This is a genomic window from Gimesia alba (assembly GCF_007744675.1).
GTDB lineage: Bacteria > Planctomycetota > Planctomycetia > Planctomycetales > Planctomycetaceae > Gimesia > Gimesia alba.
On sequence record NZ_CP036269.1, the window covers coordinates 2,998,883 to 3,020,528 of the forward strand.

A 21,646-nucleotide genomic window follows, 5' to 3' on the forward strand; every position below is an offset into this window, starting at 1 on the left:
TTAACTCACACAGTCGGGATATTACCCGATTTAGGGTTCTAATTCAAAGTATCGCCGTATCACCAAAACAGAAAGTTCCGGGAAAGTTTGGGAATCCGTTTTTATGAACTTTCGGAACAAAATGATTTCATTTGGGTGTCAAAATGACTTTGGTTCCTTGAATTTGATAGTCCAGATTCAGAGGGCTGAACAGAGCGTCAAAAAACTCCGGCGGTTTCGCATCTTTGACGGTGACATCGATCAATTTATTGAGATCAATGCCTGCGGATTTTAACTGACTTGCATTATAGTCGAATTCGATCCCCGACTGTTCCAGTTTGTTCATGATGGCAAGTAAGGGAACCTGTTTCACCCGGAGTGTAAATTTCCGTCTTTGAATGGGAACGGCATCAGCATTGACTGGTTTTGGACTTCGAAGTGTCTTTGTTGGATTCAATAGTTGCTCAATTTTTTCATGCACTTCGATTGAGGCCTGAATGGTGATCGATTTCCCGGAGGGAACCACGGTCAGATCTGGAAACGCCTGTTTCAGCTGTGTGATCAATGCGGAAACAGAACCCTTGCGTGGCTGATACGTTTTTTTGATGGTGACGATCTCTGGGACTGGTTCCAGTTGGATTTGCCTGCCCTGTTGCTCCCACTGAAATGTAAAACCTAATTGGATCAAAACCAGAGAGAGTGCCTGGTTGGCATTGACTGCGGTCAGGCTGCCATTTGCCCAGAGATCGTGAGGAATTTGTTTTGGATCTGTCAGCGTGAGCTGATAGGCGTCTGTGATTTGTTTCAAAATCTCAGCGGGTGTCTCCAGATCCTGGTAATGAAACGTCTTCTTCCGAGAGAGAAATAGAACACGCGATTTCAAACTGGCCCGTGAGGCTGACAGATTCTGCAATTCTTCCTGTTTCAATTCCAGCAAGGTCATCAGGTTAGCGACAGCCTGAGCGGGACCGATGTAAATATTGCTGCCCACAATCCCTATTTGGGCATGCGCTTCTGAAGCGATCTTTTCCAGCCCTGCTTCGAGAGACAGATTTTGGGTGTCGATGGTCAGTTTCAGAGAGGGATCAATTCTCCGATCGAGAATAATCGATATATTTTGCGTACTTTGAATGCGTTGCAGAATCGCGCGAATCCCCACATTCGACCAGGAAGCCGAAAAAGGCTGAACGAGAACGCGGCGAAAGTTTCGATCAGTCAGATACTTAGGGGGATCTCGATCCAGAACAGCTAACTGGTGATCAGAGTTTTGGTTGGCGGCTCGTGCGAGACGGCTTTCATTCCCGCCTGTCATCAGGAGCAGAAAGAGCGGAATCCACCAGTTCAGGCTGTTACGCGAAATTTTCACAAAACGGGTCTTTCAAATGAAGGGTGATTTATCCGGCGCCTTTAGCATGAAAAACAGGAATCAAGTGCTGGAGTGTTGCCTTGCGCCATGATAACATAGTAACAGTACCCTTTCCTGTCATACTTCATCATCAAGTATGTGATAATCCTTATCTTTTGAGAGTCAATGCTTTATGCAGAAAATACAGGCCGTTGGAATCGATTTGGGAACGACTTATTCCTGTATCGCTCATCTGAACGAGCATGGAGAACCGGTTACGATTCCTAATCAGGAAGGAGAGCTGTCCACACCTTCAGTCGCCATGTTTGATGGCGCCGAGGTGATTGTGGGAACAGAAGCCTTACGTCATGCGATTGTGAATCCCCGCAATGTCATTCAACATGCGAAGCGTTTCCTGGGTAAACAGGACTTTCGCTGGGAGATTGACGGACGCTATTTCTCGCCGAAAGATATCTCGGCGTTTATTTTGAAAAAGCTGCTTTCTGCCGCCGAAGAACGCATCGGCCCCATTGAATCCGCGGTCATTACCGTTCCTGCTCAATTCAGTGATGTTCAGCGACAGGAAACGATCGCTGCCGGGAAACAGGCCGGATTAAAACAGGTTGACCTGATTAATGAACCCGTGGCTGCGTCGCTCTGCTACGTCTTGGGAACCGAGGGAATGTGGTTTGCTGAACTGGCTGAGGAACAGCGGATTCTGGTCTATGATCTGGGGGGCGGTACCTTCGATCTGTCTCTGGTCAAATATCAGAAAGATGAAGTCAATGTGATTGCCAGTGGCGGTGATTTGAAACTGGGCGGCATTGACTGGAACAGTAAATTGCAGGCCGCCATTGCCGAGCAGTTTTTCACCGAGTTCGGTACTAACCCGTGTAATGATCCTGAGAGTCTTCAGTATCTGGCAAATGAAGTAGAACAGGCGAAACGAAGTCTGACCGTTCGACCTAAGACGACCCTTGCCTGTCAGGTCGGTTCTACGCGAAAGACCTATCAGATTACACAGTCTCAGTTTGAGCAACTAACTAAGGATCTGGTTGAACAGACGACCAAAATCACGAAAGCATTGTTGAGCGACAATAAGATGGGCTGGGCCCATGTGGATGTGGTATTGACGACCGGTGGTTCCTCACGGATGCCGATGGTGCGTGATGCGTTAAAACAGTCAAGTGGTACGACGCGCAACCTGTCACTCCCTCCGGACCAGTCGATTGCCCATGGTGCCGCTTATTATGCCGGGATGCTGTTAAGCAATCGAGAGTATGCCGAGTCGATTCTGACGACGGAAGCAGCCAGCCGTCTTGCAAAAATCAAACAACACAGCGTCAATGCCCGTTCACTTGGATTTCTCGTGAGAGATCAGACCGGGCAGCAACGCATGCCGCATTATCTTCTACCTGCGAATACCCAGTTACCGGCCTCAATCAAACACACCTATGGTACGGTTTCACCCAACCAGCGTCGTGTGCATCTCAAATTGATTGAAAGTGGTGCTTCTAAGGACGAACCCTTTGTGGTTCTGGGAAATTGTGTCATTGAGGGATTGCCGGCTGATTTGCCCGTCGATTCCAAAATCGAAGTCTTAATGGAGTACGATTCGGAAGCCCGCGTGCATGTTTCCGCGCGGGATTGTACGAGTGGCAAAGAAGCACGGATCGAGATCACACGCGAACAGAATCTGGTTCAGGGGACTCTGGAAGAGGCAGAAGTGAAAACGGAACCTCAGGAGCCCGCCGGGCATTCCGATCCGATCATGTTGAAAGAAATTCTGGATCAGGCAGAACCTGCCAATCCGCCTGAGCAAAAGAAGGCTCCTCCTGCAAAGCAGTCTTTTTCTGCACAACCCAACCCGGTGGCACGTGGTCTGGATAGCTCTGAACGCCCGATTGCATTGTGTAATCAATGTGGTGAGCCTCAACTCGGGCCAGCGGGGGCTGATTGTTCGACTCCGGAACAGCATACAAAAGGGGCATTGTCGACCCGAAAATCGGCCCCTCAAAAGAAGAGTGGCAAACGTAAGCCGGTCCAGAAGAAAGGCCCCCAGGCTTCCGCAGAGTCAGCCCGCAAACGGCAGTCAACATCGCGGCGGTCGGCTTCGAATCAGGGGAAGCGTCAGGGGCAAAAAAAGGCCAGGCCTCAAGCGAAGCCTACGAGTCAATTAGATGCTGCAGAGAGTGAATTCTGGGATCTACTGGAAGACGCATAGGCTGGCTGTCTTCCCGAATGAGTCATTAATCCCTTAACTACATTTAACCAGGATTTGAGACAACGGATGAAAATTGAACGGATTGAATTGTTTCATGTAGCAATGCCCCTGATCTATCCCTGGCGAACCGCATATGGAGAAGATGCTGCCATTCATTCCGTCTTGTGCCGCATGACGAGTGTCTCGGTCGAAGGCTGGGGGGAAAGTACTCCGCTGGCAGCACCCTGCTATAGTCCTGAATGGGCCGGCGGTGTTTTCCAAACGGTTTCTGAATGGCTGGCACCCGCATTACTGGGGCAGGATATCGAGAGTGGTGATGCGTTACAGGAGAGCCTGTCAGTCTATAAAGGAAATCCCTTTGCCAAAGCCGCGCTGGATAATGCCTGGTGGAGCTTACACAGCAGAATTAGCAACACGCCTTTGCATATTGCGCTGGGGGCAACGAGAAATGAAGTGCCGGTCGGCGCGGATTTCGGGGTCATGGATCATGTGGATGAGCTCATCGAAGCGGTGGGATCGGCCGTCGCGGAAAATTTTCCCCGCATCAAACTCAAGTTTCGTCCGGGGTGGGACATTCCCATGCTGAAAGCGATTCGTTCCTCGTTTCCCAAAGAGACATTTCACATCGATTGTAATAGTGGCTACCGCATTCAAGATGTCCCCCTGTTTCAGGCGATTGATGAATTTGATCTGGCCATGATCGAACAGCCGCTCCAGCACGATGATCTGACCGACCATGCGAAGTTGCAGGAATTGATTCGAACGCCGGTTTGTCTGGATGAAAGTATTACACATCCGTATCGCGTTCAGCAGGCACTGAAATTGAAAAGTGCCCGTTATGTGAATGTGAAGCCGGGCCGGGTTGGAGGCCTTACGAATGCGGTGAAAATTCATGATCTGTGCCAGGACGCAGGAATTCCCTGCTGGGTGGGCGGCATGTTGGAAAGTGCCACCGGTGCCTCTCATTGTACCGCGCTTGCGATGCTCGATAATTTCACTTATCCGGCTGACATTTTTCCGAGCGAGAAATATTATCACGAGGATATGGCGCAGGTTCCCCTGGATCTGGTGGATGTCGGCGGGGGAATCCCCGGAGTGAAGGCGTTTGAAGAACTGCCCGATCCGGACATGAAGCGTCTGGAGGCATTAACCATTCAAAAGAAAATCATTGGGTCCTGAAGTTGCTTTTGAAACAAGAGGATGGTAGCGAATGTATATGGCGTGAGGTATTGCTGAAGCAGAAAGCTAATAAAAATTTCAATAAATTAGCTTTATTGGGGAATAACAAGATGTGTTTCAGCATCTTCCTACATAGAGAATCAGGTTATGTCATCACAGAATCAACACAATTCTGAAGAACTTACCTTGTTAGTTGAGCAGCATTATCAGCTGTTGTTTCGCTATGCCTACCGTTTGTCAGGCGATCGGACTGATGCTGAAGATCTGACGCAACAGACATATTTGATCGCTCAGAAAAAACTGTCGCAACTACGTGATCCGCGTCTTGCGCGTTCATGGCTTTGTACAATATTACGCAATCTGTTTTTGAAAAAAGTATCTCAGAAGAACAAGCCTGTCTCTCTGGGGCAGTCATTCGATTTGGCCGCTGAGGAATCAGTCCTACCTGAACTGACATCTCAAGAGTTGCAGCATGCTTTGAATGAATTACCCGAAGACTTTCGAATTCCATTGTTAATGTTTTATTTTGAAGAGCGGTCCTACAAGGAAATTTCCACCGAACTATCTATTCCGCTGGGTACTGTGATGAGTCGTCTGGCAAGAGCCAAGTCGTTTTTGCAGGAGCGGTTTTCAGAGCTGTCAACAAAAGAAACAACAATTCCTACCTAATGCTCAGGTCGAATCCTGAAACAGTTAAGTGAATTTATAATGAGTCCTGCTGAACCATCTTCATCATCCGGTTTTTCTGATTCAGATCATACTGATCCAGGATCGTTCTCCGATGAAATGGCATTTCATCAACAGCTCAAGAATGTGCTGTTTGATGTTGAAGTTCCCGATGGATTGAAAGAGTCGGTACTTGATTCGCTGCAACAGCATGATGCTGACGATATTTCCGTACGAGATCATTCACAAGAATCAAGCCGAACGCGTTTTCACAAAAGACCAGGCACGATTGCAGGACTCTCAGCCTGTTTGCTGTTTGCAGCATTGTTGACCTATTTCTGGGCTGCGCAGCAACCAGTCATTGCCCTGTCAGAATTCAGTCCGGAACAAAATCCTGAATTCAATCTGGATAGTCGGCTGCTGCCTGATTTTGATGACAACTTTTCAGCAAAATTGCCTCTTCAGGGGGCCTGGCATGCCAAAGATCGTTTGAGCTTAATTGGTGATAAGTTTTTTGGCCTTTCTCCCAGTCAATCCTCTACCCATGATGCTGCCGTCGGTTTTTTCAGATTGCGCATGGGGAATACCTCGCCTGTTTTTGTAGCGCTGGTGCAGATACCGGCATATCGGGTTGAACCACTGCCTTCGCAGACCCGTTTTGACACGGGAAGCGTTGAATATGCACAACTCAAAAAGGGGAACTACGCGACCGTCAAGTGGATCGAAGATGATCGGGTTTATATCTGTATTGTCTTTGGAGGCCCCCGGGAACTGGAAGCTCTGGGAAGGGCTTTGCAATCCTCTACTGCTTGAAATTAGCTCCTGAACCGGCTCTACTTATAGAGAGTACGATTTACGCATTTGGACCGGTTCATTCTGAGAGGGGCTGCTATGGGGATTTCACTTCGTTTTTGTCTGCTGGTTGTGGGGTTGTTTTTCGTGTCTGAAATCCCCTGTCGTGCGGCGAGTTTTATGTATCTCTCTCTGGGGGGAGAAAAGAAAATCGCCATTTATCGGCTCAACGAACAGGATGGGGCGTTAACCCATGTCGAGGATGTGCCACTGGCCGGTGCTCCGGGCTGTCTGGAAGTCGATCCCGAAAAGAAATACCTGTTTGCTTCCGTTCGCTCCGCCAAGCAATTCATGAGCTTTGCCATTGATCCCGAAAACGGAAAACTGAAGCAGATTTCCGCGGTTCCCGCCGGCGGGAATGCGGCCTATATCGCCACTGATAAGAACGGGAAGTATCTTTTCTCTGCTTACTATGGTGAAGGGAAAGTTGCCGTTCATCGCCTTGGAAAACAGGGAGAAATCTCTGCCGAGATTGTGCAGACAATTCCCACCGACAAGAATGCACACGCGATTTTACCCGATCAGACAAACCAATTCGTCTTTGTCCCTCATACGGGGCCGAATGCCGTTTATCAGTTTTTGTGGGATGTACAAAACGGGCAATTGAAGGCAAACGAGAAGCCAATCTTTGAAGCGGCAGCCGGTTTAGAGCCGCGACATTTGGCAATTGCGAAGGACAATCGCTTCATTTATTTTGATAATGAAAAAGGGAGCTCCGTCACCGCCTGCAAGCTGGATCCAAAATCGGGGACGTTGACTCCGTTCCAGACGATCTCAACACTGCCAGCAGGGTTTGAGGGAAAGAATACGTGTGCGGACATCGAACTTTCCCCCTCCGGTAAGAATTTGTATGCCTCAAATCGCGGCCATAACAGCATTGCCTGCTTTAGTGTGGATCAGAAAACAGGACGGTTAACTGCGCTGGAACAGGAGCCAACCGAAGATACTCCCCGTTCGTTTAATATTGATCCTACCGGGACTTATCTCTATGCGGCGGGGCAAAGAAACGGCAAACTGGCGGCTTACCGGATTTCGCCCCAAACTGGTAAACTGAAACGGCTTGCGACATACGAAGTCGGAAAGTCGCCCTCATGGGTCGAAATCGTAAAGTTCCCCTAGTCCGTATTTTCTTGAGCAATATCGGGGCTGATCAGCGGTTTTGAAGAAAATCGTTCAGATCATCGTTTTTTAAAGTCGATGAACCTCCAGTAACCAGAGCGCTTTTGATGACATCTTAGCAGTCTCTGTTCTGAATATGATGGGGGTGATTCGATTCCCATTCACGACAACGAACCAGAAACCAGTTTAACCGATTTCTGGAATAAGAGTGAGGCAGTGCTTTGTCGCTGTGAATTGTCATTGACTTTAAAAAATCCCCCTGTGAAGAGAGACTCTCTATGCGCTCTTCTGTTTTTGCTCTGCTGATTGTATCTCAAGTCTTCCTGTCTGCTGCTTTTGGCCAGGAACAAAAGCCTCTTCAGATCAGTTCTGATTCGAAGGGAACGACCAGCGGAAAGAGCACGTTGAATATCACGCGAAGCGCTTCTAAGGATTCAGGTCCCGCGTATCAGCGAATGTCCGTCAGTCAAAGGCTGATCCAGCAACGGGCATTTTTGCGAGCCAAACAAAGAATGAATCGAATTAGCGCACGAAAAGCCATGGGGATTACACCCGGGCGGCCCACGATCGATTTCAATCCCAGCATGATCCCAACGAACGCACAAATCATGCAAGAGATGACTTATTTCACATTGAGTCCCTTCAGTAGTGGTTACTGGTATGGCCCCATCTATGAACCAGTTCCCTAAGCGTCTCCGAAATTGATCGCGTTGCACTTGCTCAAATGATGCCGTCAAACGACCAGGCACGTTTACGCTTTGGGTGGAAGTGATTGGGCAAACTTCACCGCCCGATTGACCCAGTCTTTCAGATCTGCTTCATCCTCAAATCCGGGTTGGTCTACATAGATCATGCTTTTGAGTGGCTTGCCGGTGAAATCCATTTCACGTGTGAACGGTTCTTCTAATGCCTTGCGGGCGTTTTTCTCTCCCAGTCGCAGCATCAGCTCATTCTGCGTCACGCCACAGCACATGTTCCCGTGCAGCATAAAGCAGATGCCGCCGAACATTTTTCGCTGTGAAAACCCCTTGCGGCGTTTCAATAACTGGTGGACGCGTTCTGCCAGATGTTCGTTGTAAGCCATGATTTTTCCAGAACAGGAAAAGACACTATTTCAGTCAAACGGATTAAGGCGACCTTTTCCCCATTCAAAGTGTTAGATCGAGGTCGGTGAAATTGTATTGCGTTTTCCGTATTATTCAACCCGCTCAGCATCGACAGGCTGGCTGTGGTGCAGAGAAAGATTCATGGGCAAATAGAAGATACGGTTTTCCGATGTGTTTCGATGTGAAGAAACGATCTTATTTTTCTATTCCACTTTTTTTATAAAATATATGAACAAAAATCGATTGTTTGTTATTCTGAATAATGAGAGTCTCTATATGTGAAAATTGAAAACGAGAGAAGTTTAAGATATGTCGTTTAGAATTCTGATCTTCATTGGTTTATGTGTTTGGGGTACATCCATCGAGCCTGCCTGTTGTCAGTCTCAGAATATTGATGCTCGGACAGTGGATACCTCTGAAAAAGTCAACAATCATGCGCGATTTCATTCACTGAGCCGCCCGGGTTTGCACAATGTGTTTCAAATAGACGATCAGGTTTATTCGGGCAGTGGTCCTGAAGGGAAACAGAGTTTTGACGCTCTGAAGAAAATGGGGATCAAAACCATCATCAGTGTGGATGGCACCCAGCCGAATTTGAAGCTGGCGAAAGCAGCCGGGATGAAATACATCCATATCCCGATCGGCTATGATGGAATTTCTGAAGACGCAAGTCTGTCGTTTCTGCGTGCGGCGAAAGAAGTAAAAGGCCCCGTTTATATTCATTGTCATCATGGTCGGCATCGGGGACCAGCGGCCGCAGCGATGGTCGGCCTGTGTCGGGGGAGTCTCGATAAACAACGTGCCTTGCTGTTTTTGGGTCAGGCCGGGACCAGTAAGGATTATTCAGGTCTCTGGAAAGATATCAGGCAGTTTCAAGTTCCCGCTGAGGGGACTCCGTTGCCCGAGTTGGTTGAGTCAGCCCCTGTCGAACCAATGGTGACTGCGATGGCTCAGATCAGCCATTATTACGAGGAATTGCTTAAAAAGGCGGAGGGTACGCCTCGAGATGAGAAGAACGCAATGCGGATCTCTGTGCTGTTGCGCGAAGAGTTTCACGAGTCCTTGCGAAAACATTCTGATGATTACGATGACACGTTTAAGAAATGGATGCGTGAATCAGAAATGGAAATCAAGCAACTGGAAGCGGAACTCAAGCAGGGAAATCAGAAACAGGTGAGTGCCCGATTGAAACAGTTCAAGTCACAGTGTAAGCGCTGTCACAAAGCGTATCGGAATTAAGCTTCCTTTTCTATTCCGTCTCTTTCCAGACCAGTTGCACTTCAAGCCCTTTCCCTTTCTTTTGGGGAGGCGGAGTCAATTTCATCTCGAACTGATTGTTGGTCTTTTGCAGATGCGCCAGAGCCCGCGGAGCAAACTGGAAGATCCATTCTGAATTCAATTGACTGATGGACTCTGCCGGGTCGCCGCCGTTGGAATTTTCGATTCGAATAAAGCAGTCATAAACGGCCGTGGGTTGGCTTTGAATCCATTGATCGAGTGAAATGGCGAGTGTCTGGTTTGTTAGAACGCCCTCCAGTTTGTGCCATGACTTTGCATCAGGGGACACAAAAACAGAGGGAGTGGGAGCGTTCGACTTCAGTTCCAACTCAAATTTGCCTTTGAGCAGAACATAAGGCCAACTGAGATGCCATTGTCGCTGGTTCGGGGCTGTTTGTTTAAGCGTCTGCAGCTGGCGGACCGTTCGATTTAACGTTCCGTTGCCCACGATGGGAGGTCGGGATTGATCTGTCGCATTTTTCTGATGCACATACTCTGGAGCGGTGAAGCGAAACTCCACTCGGTCCAGCGGTTCCAGCATGGGAGTCAGAGTGGAGTCTTTGATTTTCGGTTGTCGTTCTGACGCCCGGTTATTGTTTGTTGAAGTGTAGAGGTCGGCAATCAATTGGGAGGGGCTGCCAATCGGATCCCGGGGCGTTTTGGTAATCAGTTCCGGGTGTTGCGCCAGCTCTTCTACGCCTGCGATGATTCCCCTTGAATTGCGATAAACGACTTGATGATCGGGATCAAACATGTGCCATTTCCCATCATAAAACGCTTCGGCCACGACGTGCCCCGATAGTCCCCAGACACGACTCCGCAACCCTGCTTTCCGGGCGAGCACTACGAAGTTGGTGGCGCAGTCATCACAGAATCCGTAACCATAGACATTGAGGAACTTGACCGGGTCATGTAGTTCATCCCCCTGCTCTGCCGGGGTAAAGTGATACCGCCAGTCAACCAGAAACTTCCAGATGGCGAGGGCTTTTTCTTCTTCTTTCATTCCCGGTGTTAAAATACTGGCCAGCATCGCTTTCTGGCTGGTCAGGTCAGGAGTGCCTTTTCGTTTCCAGTGGAGCGCAATTTTGTTTTGGGGATCAAGGTTTTGCCAGATCAGTTTAAGGGGCTGAATCTGTCGATCGGGGACTGTTGGAAATTGGATTGAAGACTGCGCTGCAGACAAGACAAAGGAACTTTGTTGCTCCGTATAGGATTCCTGATTAACCAGTTCATATTTTTTGCCGTTTGTTTTGGGGTTGGAAGCATCACTGGATGAAAAATAAAGCGTAGTCGGGGTCCAGTGGCTATAGTGTCCCCTGCCCTGTTCGCGGATCAGTTGGTGGCGCGCGTGGGGATGTGAAAGTGGTTTGCCGTCTTCCAGCAAAACGCAGTTTGATTTCGATTTGCGGTCTGCGTTCCGCGGAATGACCAGTCGCGCAACATAACAGGAGCCTTGTTCGTGTGACATCGCATCAGGAGTAATCAACTCGCGAATCGTTTCCGCTTTGACCGTTGACTGGATTGCCGGCTGAAGCGTGTCTCGCTGGCTGTTTTCAGTCTGCTGAGATTGATCAGAGTACACAACTGCCAACTGACCGTTTGAAACGAACAAGAGTGTTGGAAAGAACTGAAAGAATAGTAGTAGTTGTTTCTTCATAATGAACTCTTGTTTTCGTCAGCAGGAAAAACCTCAGAAAGTAGAATTAAGTTGTTGTGAATGATATCAGAGATTGATGATAATGCATTCGTATTTCTATTTATTTGATTGGTATGCTATGCGATTGTTATATCTATGTCTACTTATGTGTTTGTTCTGCAGCATTTCATTTCAAAGTAGGATTGAGGCAGACGAGCCCGCTGTCAGAAAACGTTCTGAGCCTGTCAAAATCAGTTCCAGTTGGGACGATCTACTTGAAGGAGTCGAAACGCCTGAAGAGTGGGTTGCACGTAAAAAAATCCTCCGGCAACGTTATCTGGAACTGATTCGTGATCAGTTTAAACCCAAAAAGCCGGCGTTGGAAATCCAGTTTCATGACACGGTGATTGTCGACGGTGTCTATCGAAGACAATTGATTAGTTATCAGGTCGAAGAGGGAGAACGGGCACATGCGTTTCTAGGCGTTCCCCTGACTCTCAAAGGACCTGCGCCAGCCGTCGTCGCTTTGCATGGAACCTATGCCAAAGGCAAGCAGCGTGCGGCGGGGTTAGTTGATAATCCGGATAAAGCGTATCTGGATCATTTATGTCGCCGGGGATATGTCGTGATTGCGCCCGACCATTTTGTCGCAGGTCATCGGATACCGGATGCGGGCCCTTATGACACCGAGGAGTTCTACAAAAAACATCCGGAGTGGACTGCAGTCGGAAAATTTACCTATGAGCATTCGATTGCCATTGATGTACTTGAAACATTGAGAGAGGTGAACCCGGAACGAATTGGAGTCCTCGGACATTCTCTGGGAGGTCACGGCTCCCTGTTTCTGGCCGCCTACGATGAACGGGTCAAAGCCGCTGCGGGAAACTGCAGTGCGTCGTTTTTCCGGCAGAATTCGAAAGTCGAAGCCTGGTCTCGCGACCATTGGTATGTTTATTTTAAGCATATTCGCCCGGGATTATTAAAGGGAGAGTTGCCTCCCATCGATTTTCATGAAATCATGGCACTGGTTGCACCGCGTGCCTTTCTTGACTTATCGGGACTCAATGATGGAGATCCTCTGACGCAACGACAGCGGATACTGATGTTGCTGAAGGTCATGGATGTGTATGAACTGGAGAAGGCTCCCCAGAACTTTGCTTTCTTCGTACATGGCAAAGGGCATTCGGTCGCACATGAATCACGAGAATTGATGTATGGCTGGATGGATACCCATTTAAAGCCTGCCTCAGCGACGAAAACAAAGCTTGTGGTTCCATAAGCCTCATATATCACAATTCGAGTTTTTTATTGGTCACCCTGACACATCAGTCGAAAAGAGGAATTAGATGGAGCTAATCGTAATCAGGCATGGAAAAGCGGAAAATGCAGGTGTGGTTTCCGGCGGTGATTCTGCTCGCCCTTTGACCGAGCACGGCAGTCACCAGTTTCGCAAAGTGGCGAAATGGATCGGTAAGCATCAAAGTGCGCCCGATCTCATCTTGCATAGTCCACTGGTTCGAACGACGCAGACAGCTCAGATTTTACGGGATGTTGTGGAATTGAGCGAAGACCTGTGCTGTCCCCAGAATTGGCTGGGATTTGGACTGAATCTGGATGCACTCATCTCTCATGTTCGATCAACGGCCTGTGAACGTATTGCGATTGTTGCACATATGCCGGATGTGGCACGCTGTACTGCCGACCTGATCGGCGGCGGCTCGATTACATTTAAACCCGGAAATGCGGCCTGCATTCAGTTTGATTCGCTGATTGGAATCGGACAAGGCAGTTTGAAATGGCATCTGAGCGCCCCGCTATTTTAAGCGCAGCGATTGGAGCGACGCGATTGAATCGGAATCGTGATACGCGAAGCAGGCAGAGTGAGTCTTTGCCGGCGATTATGCATGGCCGTCTGTGAATAGTGCGAGCAGCACCGGATCGGCCAGTGTGTTCGCAACCAGATTCGCGGCGCTGAAATCGCCGTAGTCGCTGTATTCATGAGGAATGGAAACGACATAAGCACCTGAGGCGGCTCCGGACTTGGTGCCCGCTTCGCTGTCTTCCAGAACCAGCATCTGTTTCGGATCGACTTTGAGTCTCTCAGCGGCAGTCAGATAAATTTCGGGATGGGGTTTGCCGTGCGTTACATCTTCCGCCGTTAAAGTGATCGGAAAACGATGCGCCAGGTCAAATTCTTTCAGTAACATTTCCAGATAAGGTCGCGGTGAAGAGGTCGCAACACATTTGGGGATCTCCAGTTCGTCCAGATAATCCAGGAGTTCAAACAACCCGTGCATCGGCTTTAAGTGCTGATGCAGCAATGAGTGAAAGATTTCCTGGCTTTCCACCCAAAGCTCATGCGGATCTTCCGGTTCGTGCAGATGACTGGAAAGGTGTGCAAATCCTTCCAGCGCACGGCGGCCCATCATGCCTTTCAGGATCTCTTCAGTCATTTCTTTACCCCGACGCTGCAGCAATGCATCGCCTGAAAGAAAAAAAACGTGCTCAGTATTAAACATGAGTCCGTCCAGATCAAAGGCCACAGCCTGGATGTGGGGTTTATCTGACATAGTGCCATTCTTTAAAAACTGTTGGAGAGAAGAAACGCTTCAGGTGAAGAATAGTACTTTGGGGAGCGCGGATCAACTTAGCGTGTTTACAGTGTCGGTTTTTGATTTCGATAGCTGAGATCCAGAATTTCCATCGGATGCGCCACCCAGAGCGGCTTGTGTGCCTGACGTAATTTTGAATCGATCTGTAAAGTACAGCCGACATTACCACTGATGACGACATCGGCTCCGGTGTCGAGAATATTTTTCAATTTCCGTTGGCCCAGCTGATCTGCCATCTCGGGCTGGGTCAGATTATAGCTGCCCGCTGCACCACAGCAGATGGTGGACTCATTCAGTGGAATCAGTTCCAGTCCCGGAACCAGTTCGAGCAGCTTGCGGGGCTGGTTCTGGATTCTTTGTGCATGCACCAGATGACAGGCATCGTGGTAGGTCGCCCGGATCGGAATTTCGCCTTCCGGCGCAATCGGGCCCAGTTCAAACAGGAATTCAGAGACATCGCGAAATTTCGTCGCCAGTTGTTTCAGCTTTTCGACCTGTTCTGCCGGGACCCCTTGGGTTTCTTCTGCGATGTGGCCGTAATCTTTGAGCATGGCACCACAGCCCGCGACATTGACAATAATCGCATCGATGTTATCCAGGTCAAAGGCTGTCAGATTCTGTAGCGCGAACGCGATGGCCTGCTCATCAGCGCCGCTGTGATAATGAATGGCGCCACAACAGCCTTGAGTGCGCGGGACAATTACTTCACAGCCGTTGGCTTGTAACACACGGGCCGTCGCATGATTCACATGGCTGTACATGGCTTCAGAAACACAGCCGGTGAAGAGTGCGACGCGGGCCCGTTGCGTTCCTTTGGCGGGTAGGATTTCGGGCAACGCCGGTTCCGCAGGCTGAAGGCGCGGCAGCAAATCATTCATGCGTCTTAATTTGGCAGGCAGCAGGTAAGGCAGCCCTAAGGCATTGATCACTTTGTCGAGCTTTAAAAACTGCATGAGACGTGCCGGCAAGAGCGTCCAGCGAATGCGGTTTGGATAGGGAAAGAGGCGATAGAGGATCCAGCGGTGGAACCAGTCGTTCTGGGGCCCAGCTCCGTCTGCGGATTCCATTTTGTGGACATCGACACGAAAGGGCTCGATTAAACGCCCGTAATCGACACCCGATGGGCAGGCCGACTCGCAACTGCGACAGTCCAGACAGAGATCAAGGTGCCCCCGGACGGCGTCGGAGAGCTCGATACGCTGATCCACGATGGCCCGCATCAGATAGATGCGTCCACGGGGGCTGTCATTTTCGTTACCCGTTTCCAGATACGTCGGACAGGCGGCGGTACAGAGACCGCAGTGGATGCAGTCCAGAAAGTTCTCATAGGGGATCTGCGAACCGGGGACCTGTTCTGGATCTTTGGAGAAGACAGACGAATTGGAGGGGGAACTACCGGGTTTCATATATTCACTCGTATGAGATGATGCGTTCGATTAAATGACGATGACAATGCTATCGGGTTATGCTTCTACCAGTTCTGAAAATCGTTGTGCATTCAAAAGTTGGTCGGGATCTAATGCATTTTTAAGTTGTTGCATTAAAGCCCACCCGGATGGAGCAGAACAAAACAGCGGGAGTGACTCAGCCCACTCTGATTCACATTGATAAATGGTTAAATGTCCGGTCTGGGGAGAAATCGCTTTCTGTAATTGCTGCAGTATTTGTTGGACATCTTCCAGAGAACTCGCGGAATCGGGTAAGTGACCGAAGACAATTCCATCTGCGGCATGTGCCTGAACGGCAATATTCAGTTGTGATGCCGCTTCCACAAATTTCATCATTTGCGACGGGAGCAAAACGGCTTTCAGTGTGACAGGATCATCTGAGGATGTCTGGTATTCTGTGAATGCGTTATACAGTTTAGTGGCTTTTTCTGCTCCCACGATTTGGGAACTCAGAGGTGAGAATGTTTTCCATTCTTCCCGGATTTGGTCTGCTTGCCAGTTAACGACATTGGCGGGACCTTCGAAACAGACGCAGACAACCTGATGTTCTGAGGGAAGTTCCGAACGCGATTCCGCCGCGATTTGCCGCGCCGCTTTGCTGTTACAGTATTCAACGGCGGTTGGCCGGGTCCCGGAGGTGACAATTGCTTCCAGGGCACGATCTGCATTTTGAAAGGAGTCAAACGCGAACCAGACCATGCTCATCGTTTCCGGTTTGGGACGCAGATTCAGTGAGACCTGACTGATGACGGCCAGGGTTCCCAGCGAGCCGACCAGCATTTTGCTCAGATCATAACCGGCGACATTTTTGACCACGCGTCCCCCGGATTTGAACAGGTTTCCCTTGCCATCAATGGCGGAAATTCCAATGACGTAGTCGCGAATGGTGCCATAGGAAAACCGTCTGGGGCCACAGGTATTGGTGGCGATCACACCTCCCACGGTGGCACGGTTCGACTGGGGCACATCGATCGGCAGACGCTGTCCTTCCGCAGACACGATTTCATTGAGTTGATCGAGCCGCATGCCCGCTTCGACGGTGATCGTCATATCGCGGACGGGATAGTCGATCACCCGATTCAACTGGGACGTACAAATCAGGGTGCCGGATTGACTCGCAGGGCAACAGACCGACAAAGACGTTCGACCGCCCACAGGGAAAATCTGCTTTTGAGCTGCCGCCGTATTGTCAGTCATGAAGCGGCTCAGCTCAGTCTGCGATGCGGGAACGAATTCTTCCTGAGAACCGGAATGCGTAGGCGACATAGGTCTTCTTTCAGTGGCCTTAATAAAAAACGATTGGGAAGCGGATGAACGAGACGGAGATTTTCAAACATCAATGTGGTGCACGACGTGCGGGATGCGACTGGACCACCCCTGCTTTCTCATCAGATTGATGCTGAGGCAGAACTTTGTCCCGGCTGCAGATTTGACGGGGATTAAAAATATCGCGCACCGTTTCCATTGTGTCCAGATCCGTTTCATTGAAGATCCGACTCATAAAGTTGATTTTTTCTACACCAATTCCATGTTCCCCTGTTACACTGCCTCCCAACTCCAGGCACTTTTCGAGGATCTCTTCACTGGCTTCCAGAACTTTCTGGATTTGTTCCTGATCGCGCTCATCGAACAACAGGATCGGATGCACGTTGCCATCGCCGGCATGGAATACATTCACGATCCGCATGTTGTACTTTTTACTGGTGGCTTCGATGAATTCGAGGATTTCCGGGAGACGCGTTCGCGGGACTACGCCGTCCTGAGTGCAATAGCTCGGGCTGAGTCGGCCGATGGCGCCAAACGCCTGTTTGCGGCTTTTCCAGATGAGTTGTCGTTCTTCCGGGGTATCGGCTCTTTGAATTTCCCGGACATTACAGCTTTCACAGATCTCCAGGATCTGACGGACCTCTTCGTCGAGGGCGATTTCCAGTCCATCGACTTCAATCAGCAAGACGGCACCAGCATCCAGGGGGAAGCCGAAGTGAAATGCTTCTTCGACGGCCTGGATAATTCCATGATCCATCATTTCCAGTGCAGACGGAATGATACCTGCAGCGATGATGGCAGAGATGGCGCGAGTGGCATCGGCGATCGTTTGAAATACCGCCAGCATGGTGCGGTGCGATTCCGGATCGCGGGTGATCCTGACGATGGCTTTGGTACAAATTCCGAATGTGCCTTCGTTGCCGACGTACAGACCATGCAGATCATAACCGGGCGTTTCTGCCGTGGGGCCACCCAGTTCGATGATCGAACCATCGGGCAAGACTGCTTCCAGTCCGAGGACATGGTTGGTTGTCACTCCATATTTCAGGGTATGGGGGCCACCCGAATTCGTCGCAATATTTCCCCCAATGGTACAGGAGCCCTGGCTGGAAGGATCGGGAGCATAGTGATATCCGGTCCCTTTGAGGGCATTCGTCAGATGCAGATTTACCATGCCTGGTTCCACGATGGCATAGCGGTCTCGCAGGTTGATTTCCAAAATCTGTTTCATCTTGGTCAGAACAATCATGACCCCGCCGCCAATGGGAAGGCAACCGCCGGAAAGACTGGTACCTGCACCACGGGCCAGAAACGGAACATTGAACTGATTGCAGAGCTTGACGATTTTCGAGACCTGCTCGGTCGATGTCGGGAAAATCACGATATCGGGAGCGGATTTATCAACGATGTAACCATCGCATTCGTAGACCAGTAATTCGTCGGCGTTATACAGGATGTTGGCTTGGCCAACAACTTGTGTTAACTGTTGCACCAATGATGTAAAAGGCGGGCTCCCCGATTTCAGTTCATCTAACGGGGGGGCTTCTTGAGTGATCGTCTGGTTGGTGGAATCAACCATTGTTGTGGGATGCTTTCAATGAGACTGAAAGAAAAATAGTTTAGACTTTAAGCTGTATTTTAAAGCAAATCCGGTCCAGGAATCAATTCTCTGATCGCTGCTTCGTTCAATTCGGATCGTTTAAAATGAGACTCTGGCGAGACAGGCGAAGGATTATGGGTTGCAAAGGGCTCGAATCACTTTTTATTGACCCAGATAGGGCTGGACCAGGCCATTTCCCCGTTGGCTTGAATCACACGGACATAGTACCAGTCGTCCTTGTTTCCGTCGCTGTGATCTTCAAATTCAAATTCGGTTTCCCAGTTGTCCTGGAACACGAGTCGATGCAACATAGCCGATTCCCAGGGAAACGGTCGGGTAAACAGCATTTCATTACTGGTGGCAAGCTCAGCAAATGTCTGGGTAAGCTGACATTCGCTGGGCTGATTGCAGGAAATCGAGACCTTTGTATTGGCGTCTCCCTGAATCCGCATCACGATTGCTTTCTGGGACCAGTCATCCACCTGCTGTTTGAGGGCGGTGAAGGATTGAACCTTGAGCTGGTTCGGCGTTTGCTCCAGAATGCGATCGCGGCGAAACTCGTCGAGCGGACCTGTGGTAAAACAGGGGTGCATTTGCTGGAGCTGTCCCCCTGCGATATCGACGGTAAAATTCCAGTCAGCTGTTCCACCCCAGCCTAAAGCCGGCCAGGGACCCCAGCCGTATTCGAATCGCAGGACAACCGGTTTGTCCCAGGCACTCTGATCCGGTTCTCGATCGACGGGGAAATCCCGGTGAATCACACGTCCATTCTTCAGGACTTCGACGCGATCAATTTCATCCCAGCCCCGGACATGGACTTTGAGCCGACGCTCTGAAGTGAACTCTAATTCCTGTCCCATCATCTGGTCGTTCAGGAAAAAGTCGAGTTCAATCCGATCTCCGGTCACGGCGTAGGTCCGCCGGTTGCGGATCGCATCAAACAGGGCTTCGCGGGTCAGCTCGGCAGCTTTGATGGCGGCGAGTCCTTCGCGGTAGCCGCCGGGATGTCCCAGGTGATCGTCGGTACTGGCGACGACTCCGAGTCGGTAGCCCTGGTTTAAGTACGATTGCAGCGTATGTTTGGTCCAACGTCCCCCTTCCGTGTGGCGTTTGTAGGGAAACGGTGCACGATCATGTTCGGCGCAACCCCATTCCGAGTGTATTTCCAGAACGGGGGAAACAGCGGGATCCATTTTGCTGGCATCAAAACCACGGTGCCCGAGGCGATTGGCGGGATGATGGGGAATCAGCAGGCAGCCTCGTTGTCGGGCGAATGCCTGAAGTTCAGACAGATCTTCGATGAGTTCATAGTCTCCCTTCAAGTCCGGGAAGAGAATGTGGTAGTCCCCTTCCTGTGTGCCATGGCGTTCGTATCCCAGAATGGTGACGAACTCTCCCGGTTGCTCAAACTGTTTGGCCAGTTCGACGACTTCCGGCCAGCGAGACCGTGCGATATGGAATCCGTTTTTCCATTTATGCGTGATTTTTCCGTCGTAGTCTTCCACATCAGGCCAATAGGAGTGAGGCGTGAAGGCATAAAAGTCGAGGTGATTGCGGGCGATCTCGAAGGAGCGGTCCAGAGATCCCTGCGCATAGCCCACCTGATTGTGATTGTGCAGGTCGCCAAAGTAGTTGTTCAAGCCTGATGTCATTTGAGTTCTGCAATTCTGAATTTATGTGACGGTTTTACATCAAAAGAACTGCCAGTAGTTTATCAGAAACCGTGGTCGGCAGAAATACAAGCGACCAGGCGAATTCGGTTTGAAGAATGTGATCTGGCAAATTTCAGAAACGTCGACGGCTGTTAGCGAGTCCACTCGAGCCACTTTGAGAACAGACGTTTGATGAACGGACTGAGACGCGTGCGGTTGAACTGATCGCCAATTTTCCGGATGGCGTCCGCCTGTGTGGGATAGGGATGAATGACACTGGCCAGTTTTTTGAGCCCCATCCCGGACTTCATCGCCACAGAAATTTCAGAGATGAGATCGCCCGCGTGAGCAGCCACGATGGTGGCACCTAAAATTCGATCTGTGCCCTGCTTCGTATGGATTTTGACAAAGCCGTCGGTTTCGCCATCCAGAATCGCCCGGTCCACGCCGCTGAATTCCTGGATGAAAGTTTGAATGGCGATGTTCTGTTCGTGTGCTTCATGCTCATACAGACCGACGTGGGCAATTTCCGGATCGGTGTAAGTACACCAGGGAATTAAGAGCTGACTGGTTTTACTCCAGCCTTTGAAGAGTGCATTTCCGATTACAATGCGTGCCTGGAAATCGGCACTGTGTGTGAACTGAAAACGAGAGCAGATATCTCCCGCACTATAGATCGCCGGGTTGGATGTCTGCAGGTAATCGTTAACGGAAACTCCGTGCCGTTCATCGTAGGACACGCCGGCGTTTTCCAGATTCAGTCCCTCGACATTGGGGGCGCGCCCGGCAGCGACGAGAATTTCATCAACATCCAGTTGAATGTGTTCGTTTCCCGATTGAATGCTGAGTTGCCTGGTTTGATCCGTTCTGCTGACGCGGGTGGTTTTGGCGTTCAGAATCAGTTTCACCCCATCAGCTTCCAGTTGTCGGTGAATAATCGTCGCTGCATCACGGTCCTCACGCGGTAAGATCTGGGCGTGCGATTGCAGCAAGGTCACTTCCGTACCTAAGCGAGCGAAAGTCTGGGCGAGTTCACAACCGATGGGTCCGGCGCCGATCACAGCCAGACGTCTGGGACGCTCTGTCAGTGAGAAAACCGTTTCATTGGTGAGATAGCCTGCTTCTTTAATTCCTTCAATGTTGGGGACTGCAGCGCGGGCACCTGTCGTGATGACGGCTCTTTTGAAATGGAGTTTTTGATCGTTGACTTCGATGGTATTTTCGTTGAGAAATTTTCCGTCGCCAATAAATACATCCACACCCAGATCTTTGAACCGTTGTGCGGAGTCATGCACGCTGATTTCAGAACGAAGTTTGCGCATGCGTTCCATGGCTTGATCGAAATGAGTTGAGACGTCTGCTGGATTGACTTCGATGCCGAACTGCTTTGCTTTCACAACCGCGTGCGCTGCCTTGGCCGAGCGAATGAGGGCTTTGGAAGGGACACAACCTGTATTCAGGCAGTCTCCCCCCATCAGGTGTCGTTCAATTAATGCAACTTTGGCGCCCAGTCCTGCAGCACCGGCTGCCGTCACAAGGCCCGCTGTCCCCGCACCGATCACAACCAGATTGTAGCGTCCTGCCGGTTGGGGATTGACCCAGTCGGGCGGGTGGACGTGTTCGACTAACCGCTGGTTAAATTCATCTGATGGAGCAACCTGGATGGAATTGGACATAACAGTTT

General features: G+C 50.1%; 18 protein-coding genes. 9 read left to right on the forward strand and 9 right to left on the reverse strand.

The features are described 5' to 3' along the window. Positions 1-127 precede the first annotated feature (127 nt). On the reverse strand, positions 128-1,345 hold the full coding sequence (locus tag Pan241w_RS11255) for an STN domain-containing protein (RefSeq protein ID WP_145215235.1): 1,218 nt from the start codon (positions 1,343-1,345) through the stop codon (positions 128-130). 172 nt (positions 1,346-1,517) lie between these two features. On the opposite strand from Pan241w_RS11255, the gene Pan241w_RS11260 reads away from it, so the two are divergent. From Pan241w_RS11260 to Pan241w_RS11285, 6 genes are all read left to right on the forward strand, one after another. Next, positions 1,518-3,548: an Hsp70 family protein gene (locus Pan241w_RS11260; protein WP_145215238.1), complete on the forward strand. Its 2,031-nt coding sequence runs from the start codon at positions 1,518-1,520 to the stop codon at positions 3,546-3,548. A gap of 66 nt (positions 3,549-3,614) precedes the next feature. Then, the gene (gene menC / locus Pan241w_RS11265) at positions 3,615-4,727 is read left to right on the forward strand and encodes an o-succinylbenzoate synthase (RefSeq protein WP_145215241.1); all 1,113 of its coding nucleotides are present in this window, start codon (positions 3,615-3,617) and stop codon (positions 4,725-4,727) included. 147 nt (positions 4,728-4,874) lie between these two features. Continuing rightward, a complete protein-coding gene (locus tag Pan241w_RS11270) occupies positions 4,875-5,396 on the forward strand; it encodes an RNA polymerase sigma factor (RefSeq protein ID WP_145215244.1) in 522 nt (173 codons plus the stop codon). A gap of 117 nt (positions 5,397-5,513) precedes the next feature. After that, positions 5,514-6,206 carry a hypothetical protein gene (locus tag Pan241w_RS11275; RefSeq protein ID WP_145215246.1) on the forward strand — a complete coding sequence of 231 codons (693 nt, stop codon included), beginning with the start codon at positions 5,514-5,516 and terminating at the stop codon, positions 6,204-6,206. A 78-nt stretch (positions 6,207-6,284) separates the two neighbouring features. Next, on the forward strand, positions 6,285-7,364 hold the full coding sequence (locus Pan241w_RS11280; protein WP_145215248.1) for a lactonase family protein: 1,080 nt from the start codon (positions 6,285-6,287) through the stop codon (positions 7,362-7,364). A gap of 278 nt (positions 7,365-7,642) precedes the next feature. Further along, entirely contained in the window at positions 7,643-8,053 is a 411-nt protein-coding gene (locus Pan241w_RS11285; protein WP_145215251.1) for a hypothetical protein, read from the forward strand. Between the two features lie 62 nt (positions 8,054-8,115). On the opposite strand, the gene Pan241w_RS11290 is transcribed toward Pan241w_RS11285, so the two are convergent. After that, entirely contained in the window at positions 8,116-8,448 is a 333-nt protein-coding gene (locus Pan241w_RS11290; protein ID WP_145215254.1) for a TfoX/Sxy family protein, read from the reverse strand. A 331-nt stretch (positions 8,449-8,779) separates the two neighbouring features. Here Pan241w_RS11290 and Pan241w_RS11295 point away from each other — a divergent pair, with 331 nt between their 5' ends. Further along, positions 8,780-9,709: a cytochrome c gene (locus tag Pan241w_RS11295; protein WP_145215257.1), complete on the forward strand. Its 930-nt coding sequence runs from the start codon at positions 8,780-8,782 to the stop codon at positions 9,707-9,709. Between the two features lie 10 nt (positions 9,710-9,719). On the opposite strand, the gene Pan241w_RS11300 is transcribed toward Pan241w_RS11295, so the two are convergent. Then, positions 9,720-11,405 carry a transglutaminase-like domain-containing protein gene (locus tag Pan241w_RS11300; RefSeq protein WP_145215260.1) on the reverse strand — a complete coding sequence of 562 codons (1,686 nt, stop codon included), beginning with the start codon at positions 11,403-11,405 and terminating at the stop codon, positions 9,720-9,722. Positions 11,406-11,523: 118 nt separating this feature from the next. On the opposite strand from Pan241w_RS11300, the gene Pan241w_RS11305 reads away from it, so the two are divergent. Then, positions 11,524-12,663 (forward strand): alpha/beta fold hydrolase, encoded by a 1,140-nt coding sequence (locus Pan241w_RS11305; protein ID WP_198000472.1) that lies wholly within the window; start codon positions 11,524-11,526, stop codon positions 12,661-12,663. A 67-nt stretch (positions 12,664-12,730) separates the two neighbouring features. After that, a complete protein-coding gene (gene sixA / locus Pan241w_RS11310; protein WP_145215267.1) occupies positions 12,731-13,207 on the forward strand; it encodes a phosphohistidine phosphatase SixA in 477 nt (158 codons plus the stop codon). Between the two features lie 75 nt (positions 13,208-13,282). Here the strand turns inward: sixA and Pan241w_RS11315 are convergent, their stop codons facing one another. From Pan241w_RS11315 to Pan241w_RS11340, 6 genes are all read right to left on the reverse strand, one after another. After that, positions 13,283-13,954 carry an HAD family hydrolase gene (locus Pan241w_RS11315; RefSeq protein ID WP_145215270.1) on the reverse strand — a complete coding sequence of 224 codons (672 nt, stop codon included), beginning with the start codon at positions 13,952-13,954 and terminating at the stop codon, positions 13,283-13,285. Between the two features lie 86 nt (positions 13,955-14,040). Next, positions 14,041-15,402 carry a (Fe-S)-binding protein gene (locus Pan241w_RS11320; RefSeq protein WP_145215272.1) on the reverse strand — a complete coding sequence of 454 codons (1,362 nt, stop codon included), beginning with the start codon at positions 15,400-15,402 and terminating at the stop codon, positions 14,041-14,043. Between the two features lie 57 nt (positions 15,403-15,459). After that, on the reverse strand, positions 15,460-16,710 hold the full coding sequence (locus Pan241w_RS11325) for an FAD-binding oxidoreductase (RefSeq protein ID WP_145215275.1): 1,251 nt from the start codon (positions 16,708-16,710) through the stop codon (positions 15,460-15,462). Between the two features lie 70 nt (positions 16,711-16,780). Then, on the reverse strand, positions 16,781-18,289 hold the full coding sequence (locus Pan241w_RS11330) for an FAD-binding oxidoreductase (protein WP_145215278.1): 1,509 nt from the start codon (positions 18,287-18,289) through the stop codon (positions 16,781-16,783). 176 nt (positions 18,290-18,465) lie between these two features. Then, a complete protein-coding gene (locus tag Pan241w_RS11335; RefSeq protein ID WP_145215281.1) occupies positions 18,466-19,962 on the reverse strand; it encodes a DUF3604 domain-containing protein in 1,497 nt (498 codons plus the stop codon). A gap of 152 nt (positions 19,963-20,114) precedes the next feature. Next, positions 20,115-21,638, reverse strand: coding sequence for a mercuric reductase (locus tag Pan241w_RS11340; protein ID WP_145215284.1), 1,524 nt, complete (start codon positions 21,636-21,638; stop codon positions 20,115-20,117). Between the last annotated feature and the right edge of the window lie 8 nt (positions 21,639-21,646).